24 protein-coding genes and 1 pseudogene are annotated in these 20517 nt (G+C 34.4%); 17 read left to right on the top strand and 8 right to left on the bottom strand.

Translation table 11 applies throughout. The features are described 5' to 3' along the window. Window positions 1-23 precede the first annotated feature (23 nt). On the bottom strand, window positions 24-791 hold the full coding sequence (locus AB9L17_RS13570; protein WP_375199253.1) for a DUF1266 domain-containing protein: 768 nt from the start codon (window positions 789-791) through the stop codon (window positions 24-26). Between the two features lie 294 nt (window positions 792-1085). Here AB9L17_RS13570 and AB9L17_RS13565 point away from each other — a divergent pair, with 294 nt between their 5' ends. The 4 genes from AB9L17_RS13565 to AB9L17_RS13550 all read left to right on the top strand — a co-directional run bounded on the left by AB9L17_RS13565 (window position 1086) and on the right by AB9L17_RS13550 (window position 3767). Continuing rightward, window positions 1086-1334, top strand: coding sequence for a hypothetical protein (locus tag AB9L17_RS13565; RefSeq protein ID WP_375199252.1), 249 nt, complete (start codon window positions 1086-1088; stop codon window positions 1332-1334). Window positions 1335-1664: 330 nt separating this feature from the next. Then, the gene (locus tag AB9L17_RS13560; RefSeq protein ID WP_375199251.1) at window positions 1665-2213 is read left to right on the top strand and encodes a PadR family transcriptional regulator; all 549 of its coding nucleotides are present in this window, start codon (window positions 1665-1667) and stop codon (window positions 2211-2213) included. A 136-nt stretch (window positions 2214-2349) separates the two neighbouring features. After that, entirely contained in the window at window positions 2350-3045 is a 696-nt protein-coding gene (locus AB9L17_RS13555; RefSeq protein ID WP_375199250.1) for an ABC transporter ATP-binding protein, read from the top strand. Window positions 3046-3056: 11 nt separating this feature from the next. Then, on the top strand, window positions 3057-3767 hold the full coding sequence (locus AB9L17_RS13550; protein ID WP_375199249.1) for an ABC transporter permease: 711 nt from the start codon (window positions 3057-3059) through the stop codon (window positions 3765-3767). Window positions 3768-4183: 416 nt separating this feature from the next. On the opposite strand, the gene AB9L17_RS13545 is transcribed toward AB9L17_RS13550, so the two are convergent. After that, entirely contained in the window at window positions 4184-5383 is a 1200-nt protein-coding gene (locus tag AB9L17_RS13545; RefSeq protein ID WP_375199248.1) for an alpha/beta hydrolase fold domain-containing protein, read from the bottom strand. A 433-nt stretch (window positions 5384-5816) separates the two neighbouring features. On the opposite strand from AB9L17_RS13545, the gene AB9L17_RS13540 reads away from it, so the two are divergent. Both AB9L17_RS13540 and AB9L17_RS13535 read left to right on the top strand, forming a co-directional pair. Beyond that, window positions 5817-6242 carry a VOC family protein gene (locus AB9L17_RS13540; RefSeq protein ID WP_068984450.1) on the top strand — a complete coding sequence of 142 codons (426 nt, stop codon included), beginning with the start codon at window positions 5817-5819 and terminating at the stop codon, window positions 6240-6242. Continuing rightward, window positions 6235-6621: a VOC family protein gene (locus AB9L17_RS13535; protein ID WP_068984449.1), complete on the top strand. Its 387-nt coding sequence runs from the start codon at window positions 6235-6237 to the stop codon at window positions 6619-6621. The genes AB9L17_RS13540 and AB9L17_RS13535 overlap by 8 nt, the downstream gene beginning before the upstream one ends. Window positions 6622-6792: 171 nt before the next feature. On the opposite strand, the pseudogene AB9L17_RS13530 reads toward AB9L17_RS13535, so the two are convergent. From AB9L17_RS13530 to AB9L17_RS13520, 3 genes and pseudogenes are all read right to left on the bottom strand, one after another. Next, window positions 6793-7111, bottom strand: a pseudogene (locus AB9L17_RS13530) (cupin domain-containing protein). Window positions 7112-7141: 30 nt separating this feature from the next. Continuing rightward, window positions 7142-8056 (bottom strand): class I SAM-dependent methyltransferase, encoded by a 915-nt coding sequence (locus AB9L17_RS13525; RefSeq protein ID WP_375199247.1) that lies wholly within the window; start codon window positions 8054-8056, stop codon window positions 7142-7144. A 421-nt stretch (window positions 8057-8477) separates the two neighbouring features. Then, window positions 8478-8651, bottom strand: coding sequence for a hypothetical protein (locus tag AB9L17_RS13520; RefSeq protein ID WP_375199246.1), 174 nt, complete (start codon window positions 8649-8651; stop codon window positions 8478-8480). 752 nt (window positions 8652-9403) lie between these two features. Between AB9L17_RS13520 and AB9L17_RS13515 the strand changes: the two genes are divergently transcribed. Next, window positions 9404-9961, top strand: coding sequence for an isochorismatase family protein (locus AB9L17_RS13515; protein ID WP_068984447.1), 558 nt, complete (start codon window positions 9404-9406; stop codon window positions 9959-9961). A gap of 214 nt (window positions 9962-10175) precedes the next feature. Here AB9L17_RS13515 and AB9L17_RS13510 read toward each other — a convergent pair whose 3' ends face one another. Beyond that, on the bottom strand, window positions 10176-10481 hold the full coding sequence (locus tag AB9L17_RS13510) for a hypothetical protein (protein WP_083226979.1): 306 nt from the start codon (window positions 10479-10481) through the stop codon (window positions 10176-10178). A gap of 507 nt (window positions 10482-10988) precedes the next feature. On the opposite strand from AB9L17_RS13510, the gene AB9L17_RS13505 reads away from it, so the two are divergent. From AB9L17_RS13505 to AB9L17_RS13490, 4 genes are all read left to right on the top strand, one after another. Continuing rightward, window positions 10989-11456 (top strand): GbsR/MarR family transcriptional regulator, encoded by a 468-nt coding sequence (locus AB9L17_RS13505; protein WP_375199245.1) that lies wholly within the window; start codon window positions 10989-10991, stop codon window positions 11454-11456. Between the two features lie 11 nt (window positions 11457-11467). Further along, window positions 11468-12286, top strand: a complete 819-nt coding sequence (locus AB9L17_RS13500) for an alpha/beta fold hydrolase (RefSeq protein ID WP_068984445.1) — start codon at window positions 11468-11470, stop codon at window positions 12284-12286. Between the two features lie 25 nt (window positions 12287-12311). After that, window positions 12312-12884, top strand: coding sequence for a DUF1697 domain-containing protein (locus tag AB9L17_RS13495; RefSeq protein WP_375199244.1), 573 nt, complete (start codon window positions 12312-12314; stop codon window positions 12882-12884). Between the two features lie 301 nt (window positions 12885-13185). Further along, the gene (locus AB9L17_RS13490) at window positions 13186-13929 is read left to right on the top strand and encodes an amidohydrolase family protein (RefSeq protein WP_068984443.1); all 744 of its coding nucleotides are present in this window, start codon (window positions 13186-13188) and stop codon (window positions 13927-13929) included. A 239-nt stretch (window positions 13930-14168) separates the two neighbouring features. On the opposite strand, the gene AB9L17_RS13485 is transcribed toward AB9L17_RS13490, so the two are convergent. Beyond that, window positions 14169-15068, bottom strand: coding sequence for a DMT family transporter (locus AB9L17_RS13485; RefSeq protein ID WP_375199243.1), 900 nt, complete (start codon window positions 15066-15068; stop codon window positions 14169-14171). 446 nt (window positions 15069-15514) lie between these two features. Here AB9L17_RS13485 and AB9L17_RS13480 point away from each other — a divergent pair, with 446 nt between their 5' ends. From AB9L17_RS13480 to AB9L17_RS13470, 3 genes are all read left to right on the top strand, one after another. After that, on the top strand, window positions 15515-16909 hold the full coding sequence (locus AB9L17_RS13480) for a PLP-dependent aminotransferase family protein (RefSeq protein ID WP_375199242.1): 1395 nt from the start codon (window positions 15515-15517) through the stop codon (window positions 16907-16909). A gap of 34 nt (window positions 16910-16943) precedes the next feature. Next, a complete protein-coding gene (locus tag AB9L17_RS13475) occupies window positions 16944-17570 on the top strand; it encodes a DUF3267 domain-containing protein (RefSeq protein ID WP_375199241.1) in 627 nt (208 codons plus the stop codon). A 286-nt stretch (window positions 17571-17856) separates the two neighbouring features. Further along, the gene (locus AB9L17_RS13470; protein ID WP_083226978.1) at window positions 17857-18075 is read left to right on the top strand and encodes a hypothetical protein; all 219 of its coding nucleotides are present in this window, start codon (window positions 17857-17859) and stop codon (window positions 18073-18075) included. A 97-nt stretch (window positions 18076-18172) separates the two neighbouring features. Here AB9L17_RS13470 and speG read toward each other — a convergent pair whose 3' ends face one another. Next, window positions 18173-18688 (bottom strand): spermidine N1-acetyltransferase, encoded by a 516-nt coding sequence (gene speG / locus AB9L17_RS13465; RefSeq protein WP_375199240.1) that lies wholly within the window; start codon window positions 18686-18688, stop codon window positions 18173-18175. A gap of 205 nt (window positions 18689-18893) precedes the next feature. On the opposite strand from speG, the gene AB9L17_RS13460 reads away from it, so the two are divergent. The 3 genes from AB9L17_RS13460 to AB9L17_RS13450 all read left to right on the top strand — a co-directional run bounded on the left by AB9L17_RS13460 (window position 18894) and on the right by AB9L17_RS13450 (window position 20475). Further along, entirely contained in the window at window positions 18894-19466 is a 573-nt protein-coding gene (locus tag AB9L17_RS13460) for a histidine phosphatase family protein (protein ID WP_375199239.1), read from the top strand. 89 nt (window positions 19467-19555) lie between these two features. Next, window positions 19556-19732: a hypothetical protein gene (locus AB9L17_RS13455; RefSeq protein ID WP_175401728.1), complete on the top strand. Its 177-nt coding sequence runs from the start codon at window positions 19556-19558 to the stop codon at window positions 19730-19732. Window positions 19733-19887: 155 nt separating this feature from the next. Next, window positions 19888-20475, top strand: a complete 588-nt coding sequence (locus AB9L17_RS13450; protein WP_375199238.1) for a DJ-1/PfpI family protein — start codon at window positions 19888-19890, stop codon at window positions 20473-20475. Window positions 20476-20517: the final 42 nt, after the last annotated feature.

Below are 20517 nucleotides of genomic sequence, written 5' to 3'. Positions count from 1 at the left end.
GTATAAACTTGTCCAATACTAAATTATCGGCTTTCTGCTACGGGTAGCTTAATGCTAAATTCATTCCAGATTGAGTCCTTTTCACCCAGCAATTCCTTTCCATTCCAAATGATGTCGTAGATGTCACCCTCATAAGCAATGCCTCGGCCAAATGCAAATGAAATAAAATAGTCCTTCCAAGATTGGAAGTAAGGACTAGCGGCATCAGCAGCTCTCTCTATATAGCTCCATGCCTGTTCTTCGGTTAAATAACCAAGTATGTAGCTCCATCTTGCAATATTTATGGCTCTATCAAAATCCCAGGCAGCAATAGTGTCCACCCGGTCAAAATCGGATTTCGTAAAGGAAAGCTTCTTTATCATCGCTTCTTGGGCTGATTCATAGCATTCCTGCGATTTACCCACTTCCTCCTCTGTAAAAGATTGGCCAGTTTTCAACGCCAGAAGAAGCTCATCATACTTCGTACGGTGCCCTTCCGAAAGCAGCCATTCCAGCGTTTGAACAGCCTCCTCCGGATTACTAATGTCCCAATATGAAGAAAGGCCTTCTTTCAAAGCTTCGTGATCTACCTTCATCTGCAGTACCCGTGGCGACTCAGAGCGGTAAAGGGCGAGATTAGCACCGTAGGCAAGCAAATGCTGTTTTTCCTTCGGCAAAGGGTTAGCCTTTTCCATTTCTGCTCGCATTTTTTTATTCTGTTTTTCAATTTTCTTGCTCGCTGAGATTAAACCGACGATAAGTAAAATTACAATTGCTACAATAATCCCTACAATAACTAAAAAAATCTTCAAACTGTCACATTCCTCTCCATATTTTTATTTTGCGCCATTTAAATTAGAATCACTCACTTTCAGTAAAGTATAGTAAAATTATACAATTGTAGAAATAGTTTTACAATGTGACTATTTTATTACTTATTATCATTACTGAGGATGACATTTGTTGATTGGTGTAGAGGTGTTTGCACGATGGGTTAAAAGGAACTAAAGGGAGGGGCATGAAGAGGAAGTTAGCTAACAAAGTCACTAGTTTTGAATTTTTGCTTGCTATATTTCTTTACAATCCAATGGGAAGTAGGGTTTTCCATGCATAAAGATATGAACTATGGTAGCAACTTTAAATATATTCCCAGAACTTCAATTTTAAGTGGAGAAGGTATAGAAGTATTGTCTGATCAATACCAGCATACGATTCAAATTGTTCATATTGTGCTTTATGTTGAACCTAATAAAAGTGAATTTGTATTAGTGGAGGCTGATATGCCAAAAAATGCCTATAACATTATTTCAATAGCAGATAGGGGTTTGGATCAAAGAATCGATCTCAAGCATTAATTTTGACTAACGGTCACTTTTATTATGTTTGGGCGATAATTGATTTAATTGAACACAGGGGGATGCTGGTGGGTTAAACCCATCCTTTAACTGAGGTTTGGCGATTTTCCTTCATAAATGTAAAAAGCTGTAGCAAATAAATTTGCTACAGCTAAAATTGATTCATGCCCTTTGATGGTGCAATATCATTTATTATATCATAAAAATATTTATTGTGTTGTATTTTGTTTTTTCCGAAATTTTAACTTAACCTCTAAAAACCTATTGACAAAAAAATGCAGAATCGTTATAGTCAATTTATTCAACGTTGAATATAAAAAGGTGATTATTATGACAAGGTTATTAGTTCTTGCTATGTTGGGTCTAAAACCAATGACTGGCTATGATATTAAAACAATGCTTGAATTAAATGATGCTGAACGATGGGGTGGTGTACTAATCGGCTCTATCTACAATGCCTTAAAAAAGCTTGAAAAAGATGGCTATATAGAGGTGGCTAGTATTGAATCGACGGGTCATAGGCAAAAAGCAATTTACCAAATTACAGAAAAGGGAAGGGCACATGAGCAAGAATTGATTATCGAGGCTCTTGAAAAATCTTCTGTAGTTTATCCCACAACTTTGTATTCTGGTGTATCATTTGCGTTTAAATTACCAAATGATAGAGCTATTGAAGCATTAGAAAAGCAGAAAAAGATTTTAGAACATGAAGAAAAGGCTATCAATGCTGGTTATGAGGCTAAACTGATTGCTATGCAAGGTGAAATGCCAGCGTTAACACAACTAGTATTTGATAATATGTTAGAAATTGTAAAAGTACAATCGAAGTTTGTTAATCAAGCGATTGACATTATGAAAAAAAATAACTCTCTCGAATGAGGGAGTTAAAAAATAGCCATATAGTCAACGTTGAATATACAACGTTGAATCATTTCTGCAGGTGTTTAGAAAGTTAAAGCTTGGCTGGTTCTCGACGCAATTATGTCGAGGCAAAATTGATAGGAGGAGAGAAAATATGAAAAGGCTAATTAGTGCTAGACAATTAACGAAAAATTATAAGGCAAGGTGTGTCGTTGATCATATAAATATTGACATTCAAGAAGGTGAGATAGTTGCTTTAATTGGCTCAAATGGTGCAGGGAAAACAACAACTATCAGTATGCTTCTTGGTATTGTTCCTCAGGACAGTGGAACAATTGAATACTGGACATCCGATTATAAAAAGGAAATAGGCACGCAACTTCAATCAACACCATTTTTCGAAGGCTATTCCGTAGAAGATAATATGAAATTATTTGCTGCATTTTATGGAATTACATTAACGAATAAGAAGATTGATGACAAGCTCGCAGCCTTTGATCTACTGCATGTTAAAAAAACGCCTGCAATCAAACTGTCACTAGGACAGCAAAAACGCTTAGCCATTATCGTGACAACTTTGCATAATCCAAAGCTAGTCATTTTGGATGAACCTTCTGCAGGATTGGATCCAAGGGGGCAAAAGGAAATTCAACATATCATTAAGCGCTTAAAAGAAAGTGGCGTTGCCGTGTTATTTTCTTCCCATGATATGTTGGAGGTTATGAATGTAGCTGACAGAATTTTAATTATGCATCACGGTAAAATTATGGCAAATGGTTCACCTGATGGTTTAATAGTGCAATATCAAACTCAAAATTTAGAGGATTTATTTTTTGAATTAACAAAGTGAGGAGCGAGAGGATGAAAACTGTTTTTTTATTAAATTTAAAATCTAGCATGAAAGATATGTATTTACTATTTTGGTCAATTTTAATGCCGTTCGCTGCAATTATTGCGTTAAGGATTTTTTTACCGAACTATTCAGGAGATTATATAGAAGGAATCATTGCTGTTAGTGTATTTTTTTATTCATTTATGACTACAGCTTTTATAGCGTTATCACAAAGAAAACGAGGCGTTTATAATTTACTGCACGCAACACCCTTGCCTTTATGGAAATATATCGTCAGTGTTTCGAGTTCATGGTCTGTCATAGCTATTATCCTATCATATATAGTGCTTTTATTCGCTTTAGTCGTCAATCAACTGAAATTTTCCTTTACAGTCCTCTTATATATGACGCCAATTATTCTAATAGCTTCGTTAAGTTTTGTATTTTTAAGCTTTTTTATTTCAAGTCTCGTGAAAAATGAGGGACATTTGAGTATGACAGCTAATGTTCTGATGATTCCAATGCTCCTTTGTAGTAATGCATTTTTTACAATGGAAAAGGCGCCAGACTTTATACAATATATTAGTCTAGTAAATCCATTTGAATGGTTTTTAAATGGCATTAAAGCTGCATTTCTAAATAATTTTAGTTTATGGGGGGAATCTTTGCTCCTCTTAATAGGATGCCTTACTTTGACACTAATTATTTCCTTAAAAACATTTAAGTATAGTGATCAATAATTGTAAAAGCAATAAATTAAATGACCAGAACTCTAAGTCTGGTCATTTTGTAATGTGCAACAGCATACTCAACAACTAGGTGGTGAAAGTCCACTACAGGCTTTATAGCTCAGATTACTTCGTTTCGTTTTTTAAAATTTTGTCTACTTGACAGGGGTCACTTTAACTTCTTTCAATAGGAATCTAAACACCCACTGAAAGAAGTTAAAGCCTCTGGTGGATGTCACGGAATCGGAAAGGCGTTCTTAGGGGATGTTAGCCTAAAATCATCGCATCCATGCGATAACGGCTAACTGACCTGCATCGTACAGGCCTAAGTACAAAGCCGATTCCGGAAGTAATTATGCCGTGGCATAATTGATATATTCAGGGCTCTTTTGAAAATCAACTTTATCTACAATTTTTTCTGTATCATTTTATTTGTTATATTTCTGAAGGAATACCTTGAGCTTCTCGTAAGTAATTTGGGTATTCAAACTTCCTAGTACTCCATCATAAACATGTTCAGCTTTCGGAAGATAATAGATTTCATGAGAAACATTATTCATTGAAAGTTCCCTGTCCAATATTATAGCTTGTTTTGTTGGGACAAGACTATCGCTCGTTCCTAAAAACATAATGGTAGGTGGTGTGTGTTCACCAATATAATTGACAGGAGAAAGCTTTTGATAACGATCAGGAAATTGTGAAGGTGTGCCCCTTATATACTCTTTCATAACCTTTTGCACATAGCCCGGACTAGGGTTATTCTGATAAAACTTTGTCATATCTGACGGTCCATAAAAGTTAATCACGGTATTAATAGGTACTGAAGGTACATCGGTGGACGGTGGTAAAGTTGTGTCACCCATACTATAAGCAGCAAGCATAGCTAGATTTCCACCTGCTGAATCACCCATTAAGTTTATTTTTTCAGGATCAATTTTGTAAGTATCCACATGTTCTACTACCCATCCTATTGCAGATTTTACATCAGCTACCTCATCTTTCCATTCTGCTTGGGGAGGCATGCGATATTCTATATCAAAAACAGTAAATCCTAATTCACTTAACCATTGATTCCAATAAGGGGCACTCCCTTTACTACCTTCAACCCATCCGCCTCCATGTACCTTAATAACAGCGGGGGTACGTGTTTTTTTAAATTTTTCATTGGCGGGCCACATATCAAGCTTTAACTCAACGCCATCTGTAGTTTTTCCGTATACGATATCTTTTATAAACGTTGATGATATTTCTGATTTGTAAAAAAAGTGAGAGTAAAGTGAAACTTGAACATTTTCTTTTTTAGCATAGTTCTCCATTTCTATAATTGGCTCTATAATTAAAAATGTATTTATTAACAATAGTGGGATCGAAATAAATTGAGCGATTCTAGCTTTCTTCCAAGAAGCAAGTATTAATAGCACTATGATAAAAAATGTTAGCATTAATAAAAACCATGGAGTGTACAATGCAAGCGATCCAAGGAAACCAACTACACTAAGAATATTAGTTGTATTAAAAATGGCATATGTTATCATGGCAATAAGAAGTGTTAGTACTATTGAAAAGCCTGTAAGTAGCCACTGAAAAAAACCTTTAGGGCGCCATAAGGTTAATTGTTTTTGTTCCATATTTCAAAATTCCTCCATGCTAAAGAATATAGTTTATCTCCGACAGTACATATCCATCCTCCAAAAAATTTATGAATCAAATAACTCGGATATTAAAGTACCTTATACAATCCTCTCTCAATATTATATAGAATCAATTTTTTTATTAGTATAGTTAATCTACAAAAAAGAAATATAGATAAAAAAATAATAGATAGTGGATTTACGTATTAGACGCACACATAAATTATTTATGATTGAAAATGTTATAGATTCTTTAAAGTTTATGAGACCAGAACTCGGAATTGAGTCTGGTCATTTTAGACTGTAGTCAAACACTGTTTTCCAGACTAAACTTAGCATTTTGTGAGGATGAAATTGTAGCATTGACTTAAAAGGGATATAAAACCCGAAAATAGAATAATTCACTAAGGACATAGGAGAGGGTGATGGGATGAGTGAAACGTTAATAAAAATAGGAACTACTTATATTCCAGTTAACAATGTAGAACTGTCATGTGATTGGTATGTAAATAATCTGGGAGCAAAATGTAGTTATCAAGATAATGATAAAGCCATTCTAAATTTTGCCAATCAAAGTTTTTTTCTTGTTAGGTCAATGAGCAATCAAAGTTCAAATTTCATTGATTGCTATGGGGAAGAACATTTTTCGATAACATTTGAGGTGGATGGATTAAGTGCATTAACGACTATCCATAAAGATTTTATCGCTAAAGGTATTACAGTTGGAGAAGTTGAAAATAGGGGACATGCGGGAAGAAATTTTGATTTCTGGGATTTAAATGGAAATAAATTCGATGTGTGGAGTGAGCTGAGTCCTACTTTTAAAGAAAAATTCAAGGAGGAGAAGAATGAGTAAACCTATATTGAAAGGAGTAGAAGCCATTTTTATTCCGATTAAGGATCCTGAATTATCTGCTACATGGTATGAAGAGAAACTGGGATTTACACTTCTATATATAGAAGAAGGCGCGGCAGTTATGAAAATTGATGAAGAATCTCAAACGGTCGTATGTTTAGTAAAAGCAAAAAATCATACACCACTAAATTTCCAAGACAATTATTTTGGCGTCGGAAAATACTTTAATTTTATTTCGCAAAACATTGAAGAAACTTATCAATCATTAATTGAAAAGAATGTAAGAGTTAATGAAATAGATGGAGAAGGACAGACAAAATTTTTCACCTTTTATGATCCTGATGGAAATCCACTGGGAGTTTGTCAATTAACTATCTAGCAACTCTATTTCCTGAACAGTATATTTATAGAGGGTCACTTATTATTATAAGTGACCCATAGTAACGAAGCTTTGGAGGTGTAAGACTAAACCATCTTACATTACTAACATATGATACGATGTTATTCTTACATAGTTAATTGCCTGAGAAATATTTTGAAAATAAGTAACTCACTTTAAAGCCATAAAAGTTGTAAGATTCAATTGTTCAGATTCTATCACGATGGCAGTTAATCCTTTATCCAATTTTGTTCCAGTCCTTCTCCCAAAAAATTGCGTCACCTGTTTGGACCTTAAAATATTGTTCCTGTTCATTTCTTACATACCCCTCACCATCTAAAATTAAGAGAAGCTGGGGGACTACAGCTTGATGATAGCCTATAATACCGTTTTCTTCTAAATACATGCAACCGATACTAGCTGATGCATCGGTTTTTATAATCCGAGACATGATAAATTTTGAGTTAAACTGTGAGATGTTTTTACAAATACTTCATTAAATTCCTCCCAAAATTTCAATTTATTTTTTCACAGCATGCACGTAATGGATCGTTTCAAAGGCTGTTAGATAATCTTCTCGATTGTCAAAGTAAAGCTCATTAATGTTACTTGGAGATAAATGTTCATAAATAAGTAGTCCTGAATTTTCTAACATTTTTTCCATTTCTTCATAAGTAAAACACGATTTCATCGGTTCACCACTTGCTGCAGCCATTTTCACCATGTTGTCCACTCGATTAGAGAGTCCTTTTTCTTTAAATAAGTTTTCGTCTGCATAATCCATTACTATAGAGCTTCCAGATGGTAAATTGGCAAACAAATGCTCGATCAAACTTGAAGTTTCCTCTTTCGTTAAATAATAAGAAACACCTAGTAGACTAAAGAAAGTTTTATTGTTGTCAAAGCCGCTATTTATTAGATTTTGATGTAAAAATTTTTTTGTGAAGTCCATCGCAACAAAATGTACATTACTAGGAAGTTTAAAATGAGCTTCATTTAATCTTGTCTTTTTAAATTGCTGTGTTGCTGGATGGTCGATTTCAAAGATTTCCAAAATATGTTCAAGTTCTGGGTGTCTAAAACTAAAAGTATCTAATCCTGCTCCGAGAATGACATATTGTTGTAAGCCTAGCATTACTTCATTCAGTAAAACCTTTTCACAATATGCTGCACGTGCTAAGGGCGTAGGGGAGAGTTGAATTTGCACAATCCATTTCAATAGTTCTTTCGTATTTCCGTTTAGTTTTTCTGCGATTTCTTTGTTGAAAAACTGTATGCCTTGCACCATATTTGTTTGAATATCATTAAATTCTTTTTCTGTGATTAAATCTTTTGCTATATAGTCATCAAAAATTTTAGGGGTATCGAATTGGCTATGATAAGCTCTGCTAAAGGCTGAGATTAATGAAGTTAAACTGGATTCACCTTTGTTCATGCTAATACACTCCTTTAAAAAAAAATAGGATTCCCCTGGCCAGGAGAATCCTATTATATAAATTTATTCTATAAAAGTAAATTATTGCATAAAATAATTATTTTGTCAAGTTTTCGGTCTTGGGATCATTGAGATTTTGGTTTCCTAATTCGTAAATTTCCAAAAAATCCATTCGCAAGGTCCATGTAAGCGAAAGTAAATACTAGAGCCACATAGATTTCAGTGACCCTAGTAACAAATTTCATAGGTGTAAGGGCTATATTAGTTGAAAGAACCATTTCTTTAAACTAGTCAGATTCAATTCGGAAAGCTTGAATATCTTGGCAATCGACAATAATCGTTGAACCAGGTTCAGTGGTTGGATCTGTGAAAAACGCGCAACAATCTTTTTGATCGAAGTTAATAAATACAACATCTTCAATTATTTGACCCCCAATAAGAAAAGATCTACTTCTGTCTGAACTGGTAATTTCCTTAATTGATTACAAACACAACCTCTACAACGATGAATAGTTTTCTGAACATGGTTTTCTTTTTCACCGCAAGATAAACATTTTTTCCGTGTATTACTATTAATATTTCTATTAATGCTCATATTCAATCCTCCTTACTAGTTTATTAAAGAAATAATAGCCTTACACTTGTAAGATATGGTTCTAAGATGAAGATTGATTGGCAATTTGTCTATGAACAATTAAATTAATTTTGCCAAAACAACAATAAAGTAATGTAATGACGGAAGTATTAGAAGGGCTTATAAAAAAAGGCCGTAACGGAGGATGCTGTATATCTTCTATTGATTACCTCATAGTGATTAATATTGAAATAGTAGGAAATCATCATTATTTCACATAACCAATTTAATAGAAATTTATTAAGCGTGTTGATTAGGGAAAAATAGTTTATTATTGAGCGATAAAAGGATTTTTCCGCTATTTTTGCTAATATATTCTCATTTTTAATTGATTGTAGCGTAGGGCTACTCGAGTGCTCCAGTTGCTTCACTTTCGTCGCAGAGCAAAGCTTCCCGCGGGAAAGCGAGACAGACGAGACCTTGTACGTAGCGGATGTTTTCAGTGCGAAAGCGTGAGTGCTAACGTAGCGGAAATTAGAGCCTTCAAATTAATCGGAGTGGATAAAAATGGTTAATCAAATACCTGTTATTTAAGTTTCTTGTCATGGAAAATTATGATAAAATTTTATTGTCTGAAAATTTTTAAAAGACAATTTTGTTTAGGGGGTATGTATGATGACAAACAAAAATAATGTTAACGTAATAAATAAAAAGAGGAAAACGTCTAACTATTGATTATATAGTGTTTCCTCAAAATGAAAGGGGAAAATTGTGTGAATCAAGCATTACTCATTATTGATGCTCAACAAGAGTTAATTGACGGTAATCAGGAGGAAAGAGCTGTTTTTAATAAAGAACAGCTTGTTAGGAATATCAATTTAGTGATTGAGAAAGCAAAGGAATCCAATGTTCCGGTTGTGTTTGTAAGGGATCTCGATGTTGCAGAAGGGAAAGGTACTGGGTTTGATATTCATAATGGAATTAATGTACCTAAAGAAGCAAAGATTTTCGATAAAGCGGCAACAAATTGCTTTCATGGGACAGGGCTTCTAAATCATATACAGTCTCAATCGATTATACATGTTGTTGTGATGGGTTGTTCAACGCAACATTGTATTGATAGTGCAGTAAGAACCGCGACAATTAATGGTTTAGATGTTACCTTAGTGGGTGATGGGCATTCAACAGTGGACAGTGATGATTTAAGTGCGGAGCAAATTATCAAGCATCATAACAGAACTCTTCATGGTCATTACAATGTTGACCGTTTTTCTGTTGTTAGGAATGCAGAAGAAGACTTATTTCAACCTACACATGATTCTTATCGATAAAAATATCAAAAGGCACTCATATTTGATTACGGGTTCGGCTGATGGGGAGAAAAACACTAAAAGTAATGTGAAAAAAAACTTAATTGACACTCATTTTAATAGTAAGTTAGTAGCATAAACGGCAGAAAAAAAGCGCTTAGTAATCTAAGCGTTTTTTTGTGTAATAATTTATTAACCTAATTGAACTAATGCCCCGTTTGACTGACTAAGGTTATTAAGTATCACCGTAGTATTCTGCAAAATGTAAAAATCCAAATTTCCTTACAAGAAAGTTTTTTAATTCGCCCTGAGTAGCTTTTTCTATTGGAGGATTTGTTAGGGTGTACGCTTTGGCATTTAATTCAGCAAATTTATCTTTATCTATTTCATTATGTTCTTTATCTTCAATAATTCCTGAAGAAATTGCGGCTTTTGGATAACCCATAAAAAATATATGTGTTCTTAATGCCATACTTGGTGTTGAATGCATCAAGATAATTACAACCAAAAAAGAAACAATAATTATAACCTTTTTCTTCAAGTCATCCTCCCCACCAATTGACGTTAATAATCTATAAAATATTTTAACATAAATTTCCCATTACATTAAAAAATTAATTCTCTTAAAAAAGTTAAACACCTTAGATAAATTATATCTTTTAAATCGAATTTTTTATCAGCAATTCCTAATCGTTGTTCGGACGTTTCCATTGTTCTGTTAGATTTATATGCGAAACAAAAATTATAATAGGTTCGACGGATTGCGATGGTTATTTATACTATTTTATCCAGTTTTGGCACATGTTTTAACAGAGGCTGGGACATAGTATATAATTAAAGTAAAAATAAAAAATTTCAAATTAAAAAAGCGCGAGAAATCAACGTTTCTAAAATTGATTTCTCGCGCTTTTTATGTTATCCTAGCCTACTTTAATTTGTATGCTAATTAGCGCATTAAAACTTTACTGTACATTATATCGCCTATTGCAAATTGCATTCATTATGTTTAATATATATTAAACGTAATGAATATAAAGAGGTGGACGACATGAAAAACATACTATTAAACGATGAGCAGAAGGTATTAATAGAGGATTTTGGAACTTATATAGAATCCTCAGGTGGTGCAAGATCACTTGGCAAGATATGGGGCTACTTGTTGATATCGGGTATTCCGAAGTCACTCGATGACATGGTGAACGATTTGCAAATTAGCAAAGGGATGGCGTCATTGTCCGTTCGACAGGGTGTTCAAATCTCTTTATTTCGTAAAGTAGGGATTCCTGGTAGCAAACGAGATTTCTATCAACTGCATGCAGACGCATGGGCATCAACTTTGCATACGAGCATTGCTCAGGGTGTATTGATGGGACAATATTTGCGTCGAGCGAAAGAGTTAGTTCTTGAGGAACAGGCTGTATCAACCATCGATGAGAGTATCGAGTTTTTTGAATTTGTTATTCAACAGACGCAGCAAATTTTAGTTCAGTGGGAAGAACGAAAGGGTAGTAAGTAGGAGGAATCTTTATGCCAAAAGTTAATGCGAACGGTATCATGATCCATTACGAAATTAAAGGTCAAGGGACGCCTATATTGTTTTTGCACGGGAGCGGAGCATCATGGAAAATGTGGGAGCCTCAATTTGAAGCATTTTCTTCGCGCTATCAAATGCTTATGCCCGATTATAGAGGACATGGTGAAACGACAAAGGATTTCCCTAATAATAAATACGATCATCATATTATTGTGGAGGATATCAAATGTTTTCTAGATGTACTTGGAATTAGCAAAATTCATGTAGTCGGTGTATCGCAAGGCGGCCAATTGGCTACACTGCTCGCGATAAAATATCCAACATATGTAGATAAGCTCGTAGTCTCTAATAGTTATAGTGAGATGCCGACAATTGCAGCTAACTGGGTACTATCCATATCAAATTTTATATTCAGTCTACTTCCATACCGTACAATTATAAATCTCATGATGAAATTTTATAAGGACGACGCTTATACTCAGCGGATTTTAAGGGAGTCTTTTTCAATTGATAAGAAAATGCTTCTTGCAATGAAAAAAGCACCATTTCCAACGCATACTGATCAATTGCATCGAATAAAATCGCCTACGCTTGTAATGGGTGGTGAAGGAAAAATGATGACGGGCGTTGATGAAGGGAAAGGATCCCGAACTATTTTTAACCATATTCAACATGCACAACTGGCATTATTCAAAAATGCATTCGATCCATTAAGTACGATGCGCCGAGATATATTTAACGAGATGATTATTGACTTTCTAGAGAATCAACCTTTGAAGGAATATAAGGATGTAGAAATTTTTAGTAAATAAAATGGAGATAAAAAGGCGGGATCGTATGACCATTTATATCGCACTACTTAGAGGCATAAATGTAGGCGGACACAATAAAATAATCATGGCCGAATTAAGAAGTTCCATGGAGCAACTAGGATTACAAAATGTGAAGACATATATCCAAAGTGGAAACATCCTTTTTGAATCAAATGAACATGAGGACATTTTGCAAAAGAAAATTCACGATAAAATTAAAGAAGATTTTGGGGTATCTAGTGTTGTTGTCATTAGGACAGCAGAAGAATTACAGCAAATTGTTCGTCAATCTCCATTTTCAGAGGAAGAGGTTTCAGCAGCGAGTAATTCCTCTAATGGGGAATGTTTGCATGTTGCTTTGTTACCTGAAGCTCCAACTAAGGTCGATAGTGACAAGTTCTTATCTTTTACAAATGAAAGAGAACTCAGTGTCATAAATGGAAGAGATGTGTATCTTTTATTCTATGACAGCATTCGCAATGCCAAACTTATTAATAATCTAAAAAAGCTTGAGGTTCCAGCAACGGTCCGTAATTGGAAAACGCTTATGAAGCTTTCTAATATGGTCGTAGAACTCAAACAATCTAAAAATAAGTGATCTACAGTAAATAATTTCATGATCTGTTCAGAATCAATTGTGAATGATGTGGAAACCAATGTCATGGTGAACAAATGAGCATGCATAAAACCAAAAGCCCGGGCAATCACCAAATTTTTGTGAGCCTGCCCTTTTTTCGTTTTGATAAATTGGGCTTTATAAAGTTGTATCTGGTGGCTAAGCAGAGCGGCTTATTAAGATGACCTGTATCTTAATAAGATAAACTTATGTGATTCTATAAATATTCATCACTTTTCTTTATGTTTTATATTTGATAACGTAAAAGAAAGGAGGCGGAAAGATGAAAATTTTTGATGCACACTTTCACATTATTGATTTTGATTTTCCTATTACTGAAAATCAAGGATATGTACCACCGAGTTATGTTGTAGAAGATTACCAAAAAGACACAGCGACTTATACTATTGGAGGGGGTGCCATTGTATCTGGTTCTTTCCAAGGTTTTGACCAAGGTTATTTAGTGAATGCTTTAGAGAAAATGGGTTCGGCATTTTGTGGTGTTACGCAACTACCATTTTCGGTGACCGATGATGAGATTATTGATTTACATAAAAAAGGGGTACGCGCACTACGATTCAATGTGAAGCGTGGGGGCTCCGAAGATTTATCGAAGCTCGATTACTTTGCGAGACGAGTTCATGATTTAGCCGGTTGGCATAGTGAACTATATATAGACGCAAAAGACTTGCCTGACATTGCCCCAACGATTGAAAAATTACCGGCTATTTCGATTGATCATTTAGGGTTATCCGAGGAAGGCTTACCTCATTTGTTAAAGCTCGTAGAAAAAGGTGTACGAGTAAAGGCGACGGGTTTTGGTCGTGTGGAGCTTGATGTAAAAAATGCTTTGAAATCCATTTATGCTACCAATCCTGAGGTGTTAATGTTCGGAACAGACTTGCCATCCACACGAGCAAAAAGACCTTTTGCTTATGAGGATGTTGAACTAATTCAAGAATTGTTTGATGCAATGGCTGCGGAAAAAATTCTTTATCAAAACGCGATGAATTTTTATTTCAAGTGAGTTTTTTCGCATCTAAATCGCTAATTGCCTTTCACATAATTGTGAAGGGTTTTTATTATGCGGTTTAAGAGAAAAAGAGGGCGTAATGATTTTCAAGCATTTTTAAAGTTAAATAGGGCAAACAGGTGTACATGTTCCAATCAAGCATCATCTACAAAGGTTAGAAAATGCCTCTTGAAAAATGACAACAGGTATGGAAATAATACCTGTTGTAATGATCAACGGAGCAATTATTCAAGTTAGTTTAAACTTTGAGCATTATTAACATCTTCTTTCTTTATGTTTGAAATAATTACACCTGCTAAAGTAATTAAGCCACCTGTTATGGCAGAAGAATGCGGAACTTCACCAAGCCAAATCCATGCAATAAGAAATGCAAAAACAGAAGTTAAATAAAGCGTACTTGTTGCTTCAGCTGCTCCTGTTCGTGAGGTAACATAGGCTAGCATAAAATAAGGAATGATTGTTGGGAAAATTCCAAGATACAAAGTGACTAATGTTGCATTTAACGGCGCATTCAAAATTGCTTCACCAAGGCCAGGTGAAAAAATTAACATAAAAATGGTACCTGACCAAATGGCGTACATTGTGAAGGGAATAGCTCCGTATTTTTCTAGAAAACGATGTTGAAAAACAAAGTAAATACTTTCTGAAAGAGATGCTACTAAAACAATAATAATCCCCGTATTAAAAGAAAAACCTTCTGTTGAACCTCCAACTGTAATAAATGCTACACCAGAAAAGCTAAGCAACGAACCTACCCATCCCCATAATCCAAGCTTCTCACGATAAAAGACTACTGCTAATAAAGCGGTGAATATAGGGGTAGTTGAAACAAGTAAACTTGCAACGCCAGCACTAATCGTTTGCTCTCCATAATTTAGCGCTACTTGATACACGGTGAAACCTAAAAAGCCAAGAAATAAAATAATGGGGATATCTTTTAACGCAGGTAAAGGAGTTTTTGTAATAATTGCTATGATTATTAATATGAATGAGCCGACTAATAATCGTAAAAGTGATATATGTTCAGGAGAATATGCTGTCAATGCCACCCGTATTCCTGGAAAAGCTGAAGCCCATAAAATGATTGTTATGAAATGAGCCGAAATAATCTTAATATCTAATGTTTTTAACATGAATACACCTCTTTATCCAACTAATTAAATTCATGTTTTCAATATTAATAGGATTTTGGTAAAATTTCTCCAACAGGTAAAAATGAAAAAAAACAACCAGTTTAACTTCTTTCAGCTGTTAGGTAAACATCCTCCGGAATAGAGGAACTCAGTCTAAGAACGCCACGTCCTGTGGCAATTTATCTGTGCGAAAGCGCAGCGACAGCAGCAGGTTATCTTTCTGTGCGAAAGCGCAGCGACAGCAACAACAACATACGACTGAGTATCAACATCATGATGCTGCCGCTACGTTATCACTACGCTTTCGCGCAAAAAACATCTGTTGCTGCCGCTGCCGCTGCGTTAGCACTAGGCTTTCGCACAAAGAACATTTGCAGGCCTAAGCACATAGCAGATTCCGGACACACTTATGCCTAGGCAAAATTGATTTAAATGAGGGCATACATATGAAAAAACCAAAATATCAATTGATTATTGATTTTATTAAAGAAAAAATTGCTAAAGGGGAGTGGGCAATCGGCAGCCCCATACCAAGTCAACGTAATCTGGCAAAACAGTTTGATGTTAATCGCAGTACGGTTATTACAGCATTAGAGGAACTAATGGCAGACGGGCTACTGGAAGGTAAAGCAGGGAAGGCAACAATCGTCACTAATAATACTTGGACTTTGATGGGGTCAAAATCTTCAACTAACTGGAATGAAAATGTCACTGTAGGCATTCATAAGCCTAGTGTTTCTATGGTGCAGGAGATTAACGAAGCGGAATCGAATTCGAATCTTATTCAATTGAGTAAAGGGGAGCTATCACCTGAGATGTTCCCGTTAGAAGAGATGAAAGTCATCGTGCAGAAGGTATCGAATCAATTAACTTCATTTGGCTATGAAGAGCCAAAAGGAAATATAAAATTACGCCAAGCAATTAGTGACTATTTAAAGGTAAGAGGAATAGAGGCATCTCCGTCGTCCATTCTTGTAGTTTCTGGTGCGCTCCAAGCCTTACATCTAATTTCAATCGGACTCCTAAAAAGAGGTTCGACGGTATTGTTAGAAATGCCGTCCTATCTTTACTCGTTGACTGTTTTTGAGTCTGCAGGGATGGAGCTGCAAGGATTAACGATGGACAATGAGGGGATTATTATTGATTCCATTTATCCGACAAAGGAAAAAGGGAAGAATATTTTATATACGATTCCAACCGGCGCCTTAATGAAGGAAGACAGACGTGAAAAATTAATTGCATACTGTGAAAGAGAGCAGCTGCCAGTTATAGAAGATGATGTGTACCGTGATTTATGGATTGATAATCCACCACCTATACCATTGAAAGCAATGGACCATTTCGGAAATGTATTATATGTTGGGAGTTTATCAAAAACCCTTAGTCCGGGATTACGAATTGGCTGGATAGTTGGTTCGGAGTCAGTCATTAATCGATTAGCAGATTTAAAAATGCAATCCGATTATGGATCAAGTACGCTTTCTCAGCTAGTTGCAGCAGAGTGGTTATCTAGTAATTTCTATGATGATCACCTTCATAAAGTAAGAGAACAACTTAAGACTCGTAGAAAAGTTGCTCTAGACGCAATGGACAAATATTTGAGTCCTTACGCTACATGGGACATCCCAAAAGGTGGATTGTTCATATGGGTTAAAATAAAACCTGAATTTAAAGTAAAAAGACTATTCGAAAAAGCATTATCCAACAATATTCTTCTAAATCCCGGTAGTATTTATGCTGAAAAATCAGGACAGTTTATACGAATCTCTTATGGCTATGCTTCACTCGACGAAATTAACGAAGGGATTTTTCAATTAAGAGAAATTATTAAAAATCAATAGATTGTAAAGTTCTTGATTTAGATGGAGGGGTTAAATGAAATTACTATACAAATTGCCAAAAAGTAACCCAAATCTACATTTAGATTTAATTAAAAATGGTTGGATTCCTATGAAAGAACCTAAGAATTTAATAAGTGCTATATTGTTATCTATCCCTTTAATGATTGTCGCTTCAATGATCTCTATTGGGGTAATTAATATTTTTTCTAGTATTTCTTGGAGAGATTTTGGATTTACATCCGGTGGAATATCAATAAACATAAACTTAAGCGCAATTTTGGGGATAGTCTTTCTATTAATAATTCACGAATTACTTCATTTGATGTTCATTCCTAATTTTATGAAATCGAAAAAAACTTCTATAGGGCTTACTCTATTCGGAGCATTTGTAATAACAGAAGAAAAGATTTCAAAACCAAGATATATGTTCATTACTATTGCTCCTTTTACGATTATTTCAGTAATTTTCCCACTTATTTTAAGTATATGTGGACTATTAACTGCGACAATAAAATTCTTGATCATACTAAACTCAATGGGATCATCAGTGGATTTGCTAAATGTTCTACTAATAATGAAACAAGTACCGAAAAATGCAACTTTAACAAGTAATGGAGCAAACACTTATTGGAAAAACGCTCAGGCGGAACAAGAAGGGTAAAGAGAAAGTCATCTTAAAAGGAATAATATCGTTAATGTCGAGACTCACTAATCGAATCCAAAAGCATCCATAATGCTACATTGCTAACAAAATGGAATGAAGATTGTATGGAAGAATAATTATTCTACGAAAAAAGGGGAGATTTATAGAGTAGAAAATAGTAAAATATACAAGTTGATAGCCAAAAGAGTATTTGTTTGGGAAATTTACGAGTGTTAATGAAAATGAACAAACACTTCGAGGTTCTTGTCAGAGGGATAATGAATTAAACGTAAAGGTGGGACTATTGGAATTGTTTATAGTGGCAATATTGATTACATTAATTTTTGGCAGTATTTCTTATATGCTGTTGAAGCATCCTGAGGGTGCAATACAGATGAGTTCCTTTTCAGATAAATTCAAAAAGAAACCATTTTTAAAGATGTTTATAAAGTTTATGGGTTGGTGGTTTTTATTACTTGTGATAGCAGCGTGGATTGTTGCAATCATCTCCTTATTCGAATAGCTTCGTAATACGCTTCAGCTTAGCTTGGTTATGCCCTTCTATGGCTTGTTCGTCATAGGAGGGCATAACTATAGAAAAAATACAATTAAATGTATAGTTATTTTTTATTATCAAACTCATATTGGAATACACACATGCGAAAGGCGTCTCGATATTTGCCTTCCGTAAAAAATTCTTCTTGAAGTTCTCCCTCAATATGAAATCCTGCTTTTTTGTAAACGTAAATAGCTTTTTCGTTTTCCTTATCAACAATTAAATATAATTTGTGTAGGTTTAAAATATGAAAGGCGTATTTCATTGCCAAAGTAGTAGCAGTATAGGCATATCCTTTTCCTTGGCAATTAGGATCAATAATAATTTGAAATTCTGCATTGCGGTGAATCAGGTCAATTTCAACTAATTCGACTAATCCAAGAATTTCATTTTCTTTTTCAACTATAAAACGTCTTTCACTTTGTTTATGGATATGCTTTTCAAATAGGTCTTGGAGTTCTACAAAAGATTCATATGGTTCTTCAAACCAATAGGACATGATTCTAGAATCATTATTTAATTTATGAACATACTTTAAATCTTCTCTTTCTAACGGTCTTAACTTAATACTTTCTCCCATAATCAATGATCCTCCTAAAATGATAAAGTTGTATGTTTTACATACAATCAATTATGTTCGTTTCACACTTTAAGCTATATAGTAACTATATAGTCAAGGGGCAAAAAATTATAAGTGTTAATTTTTTTAAGCATATCATTTTGTTTTCTTATATGTAAAGATTTAGAATACATAGTAAATAACAATGAAAATATAGGGGGCATTTATGAAGACATTCATATATATGGTTCGACACGGTGATTCGCCAAAATATGGGGACGAAAGAACAAGAGAATTATCTGAAAAAGGCAGATTAGACGCTCATCTAATAACTGACATATTACAAGAAGAGGGGATTGACATTGTTATCTCAAGCCCGTATCGTCGGTCAATCCTAACTGTTCAAAAAGTAGCTGAGCTAATTGAAAAAGAAGTAATTGTCTTTGAAGACCTTAAAGAGAGAATTTTTAATGCTGAAGACACGCGGATGTCTGACAAGGAATTATTTCCTTTAATACAAAAGTCATTTTCTGATTCAACTTTTGCTTTAAAGGGAGGAGAGTCCAATGCTGATTGCCAGAAACGAGCTATAACAGTTTTGAAAGATATATTAAACATATATCAAGGAAAGAGAGTAGTGATTGGCACGCATGGGGCTGTTATGACTTTGATGATGGGGTATTATGACAGTAAGTACGATTTGAACTTTTTACTTCAAACAACAAAACCGGACATATACAGAATGGAATTTGATGGTCAAGAATTGGTGGAGGTCAAAAGATTGTGGGAAATTTCTTAGTTTTACATACATAAGTCAGTGTAGTAGTGGAATTTGAATTAATGGCCCTTTATGGTGCAATTTATGCGAAAAGAAGGTAGATTAATGTTATGTTTTTAGGATTTGAATGGTTACCTAAAAAATGGGGAAAAAGAAAGGTTTCAGAAGAGTTTCAACAAGCAAAATTTACTGAAGAAGGTAAAGGGATAACGATTATTACGTATGCTATTGATTTATATGTACTATCTATTCCATTAGTTGTAAAAAAATATAATTCACTTTTATAAAACGAATTTAGCAAGAGGCTTTACCTTGAAGGACTTACAGAATAAAAACGCCCAGTCGGAACGAAAATATGATGAGGGGCCTTAAATTCCCTTGATTATGCTTATAATTAATATAATAGAAATATTTTAATATTAAAATAATGGAGGATTAGAGAATGAAAATTGCCATTGTTTGTTTCGATAACTTCACTGATATAGATGTTTTTTTACCATGGGATATATTAAATCGTGTACGTCTAGTTGGTGGTATGTCAGAATGGGATGTCCAATTATTGGGGACAGAAACAACACATATATCTATGTCAGGTTTGAGAATACCAATGACAGGAAACATATCCGATATTCCTATTGCTGACGCTGTAATATTTGCCAGTGGTAAGGGAATACAAGACTTATATAAAAATCAAGAATATCTCGATAAAATTCATATAGATCCTCAAAGACAATTAATAGGTTCTATGTGTTCAGGTGCTCTGCTACTAGGAGCTAAAAATTTGTTAACGGGTAAAAAAGCAACAACATATCCGACTGTAGTAGATCAACTTAAACAATTTCATGTAGATGTAATTGAACAAAGTTTCGTAAATGAAGGCAATGTCTCTACTGCAGCTGGCTGTTTTGCAGCACAAGATTTATCAGCATGGATAATAAAAACTCTTGTTAATGAAAAAATGGTTGACATTGTACTTGAAACTGTTCAACCAGTAGGACAAGGTTTATATTTCCAAAAAACGCAGATTTAATTCGCTTAAAAGACAAGTGGAAGAATTACTAGTCATCTAAAT

Origin of the sequence: Lysinibacillus sp. RS11 (assembly GCF_042019215.1) — a bacterium.
In the GTDB taxonomy this organism is placed as follows: domain Bacteria; phylum Bacillota; class Bacilli; order Bacillales_A; family Planococcaceae; genus Lysinibacillus; species Lysinibacillus xylanilyticus_A.
Note: the sequence above shows the minus strand (reverse complement) of the source record. Positions and strands in the feature narration are given on the sequence as shown.

Bases quoted from the DNA above. Each gene is read 5' to 3' on its own strand.
- AB9L17_RS13540 (WP_068984450.1), top strand. From the start codon at position 5,817: ATGAGTGAAACGTTAATAAAAATAGGAACTACTTATATTCCAGTTAAC.
- AB9L17_RS13550 (WP_375199249.1), top strand. From the start codon at position 3,057: ATGAAAACTGTTTTTTTATTAAATTTAAAATCTAGCATGAAAGATATG.
- AB9L17_RS13450 (WP_375199238.1), top strand. From the start codon at position 19,888: ATGAAAATTGCCATTGTTTGTTTCGATAACTTCACTGATATAGATGTT.
- AB9L17_RS13520 (WP_375199246.1), bottom strand. From the start codon at position 8,651: ATGAGCATTAATAGAAATATTAATAGTAATACACGGAAAAAATGTTTA.
- AB9L17_RS13475 (WP_375199241.1), top strand. From the start codon at position 16,944: ATGAAATTACTATACAAATTGCCAAAAAGTAACCCAAATCTACATTTA.
- AB9L17_RS13455 (WP_175401728.1), top strand. From the start codon at position 19,556: ATGTTTTTAGGATTTGAATGGTTACCTAAAAAATGGGGAAAAAGAAAG.
- AB9L17_RS13500 (WP_068984445.1), top strand. From the start codon at position 11,468: ATGCCAAAAGTTAATGCGAACGGTATCATGATCCATTACGAAATTAAA.
- speG (WP_375199240.1), bottom strand. From the start codon at position 18,688: ATGGGAGAAAGTATTAAGTTAAGACCGTTAGAAAGAGAAGATTTAAAG.
- AB9L17_RS13495 (WP_375199244.1), top strand. From the start codon at position 12,312: ATGACCATTTATATCGCACTACTTAGAGGCATAAATGTAGGCGGACAC.
- AB9L17_RS13490 (WP_068984443.1), top strand. From the start codon at position 13,186: ATGAAAATTTTTGATGCACACTTTCACATTATTGATTTTGATTTTCCT.
- AB9L17_RS13545 (WP_375199248.1), bottom strand. From the start codon at position 5,383: ATGGAACAAAAACAATTAACCTTATGGCGCCCTAAAGGTTTTTTTCAG.
- AB9L17_RS13560 (WP_375199251.1), top strand. From the start codon at position 1,665: ATGACAAGGTTATTAGTTCTTGCTATGTTGGGTCTAAAACCAATGACT.
- AB9L17_RS13565 (WP_375199252.1), top strand. From the start codon at position 1,086: ATGCATAAAGATATGAACTATGGTAGCAACTTTAAATATATTCCCAGA.
- AB9L17_RS13480 (WP_375199242.1), top strand. From the start codon at position 15,515: ATGAAAAAACCAAAATATCAATTGATTATTGATTTTATTAAAGAAAAA.
- AB9L17_RS13535 (WP_068984449.1), top strand. From the start codon at position 6,235: ATGAGTAAACCTATATTGAAAGGAGTAGAAGCCATTTTTATTCCGATT.
- AB9L17_RS13555 (WP_375199250.1), top strand. From the start codon at position 2,350: ATGAAAAGGCTAATTAGTGCTAGACAATTAACGAAAAATTATAAGGCA.
- AB9L17_RS13460 (WP_375199239.1), top strand. From the start codon at position 18,894: ATGAAGACATTCATATATATGGTTCGACACGGTGATTCGCCAAAATAT.
- AB9L17_RS13485 (WP_375199243.1), bottom strand. From the start codon at position 15,068: ATGTTAAAAACATTAGATATTAAGATTATTTCGGCTCATTTCATAACA.
- AB9L17_RS13525 (WP_375199247.1), bottom strand. From the start codon at position 8,056: ATGAACAAAGGTGAATCCAGTTTAACTTCATTAATCTCAGCCTTTAGC.
- AB9L17_RS13505 (WP_375199245.1), top strand. From the start codon at position 10,989: ATGAAAAACATACTATTAAACGATGAGCAGAAGGTATTAATAGAGGAT.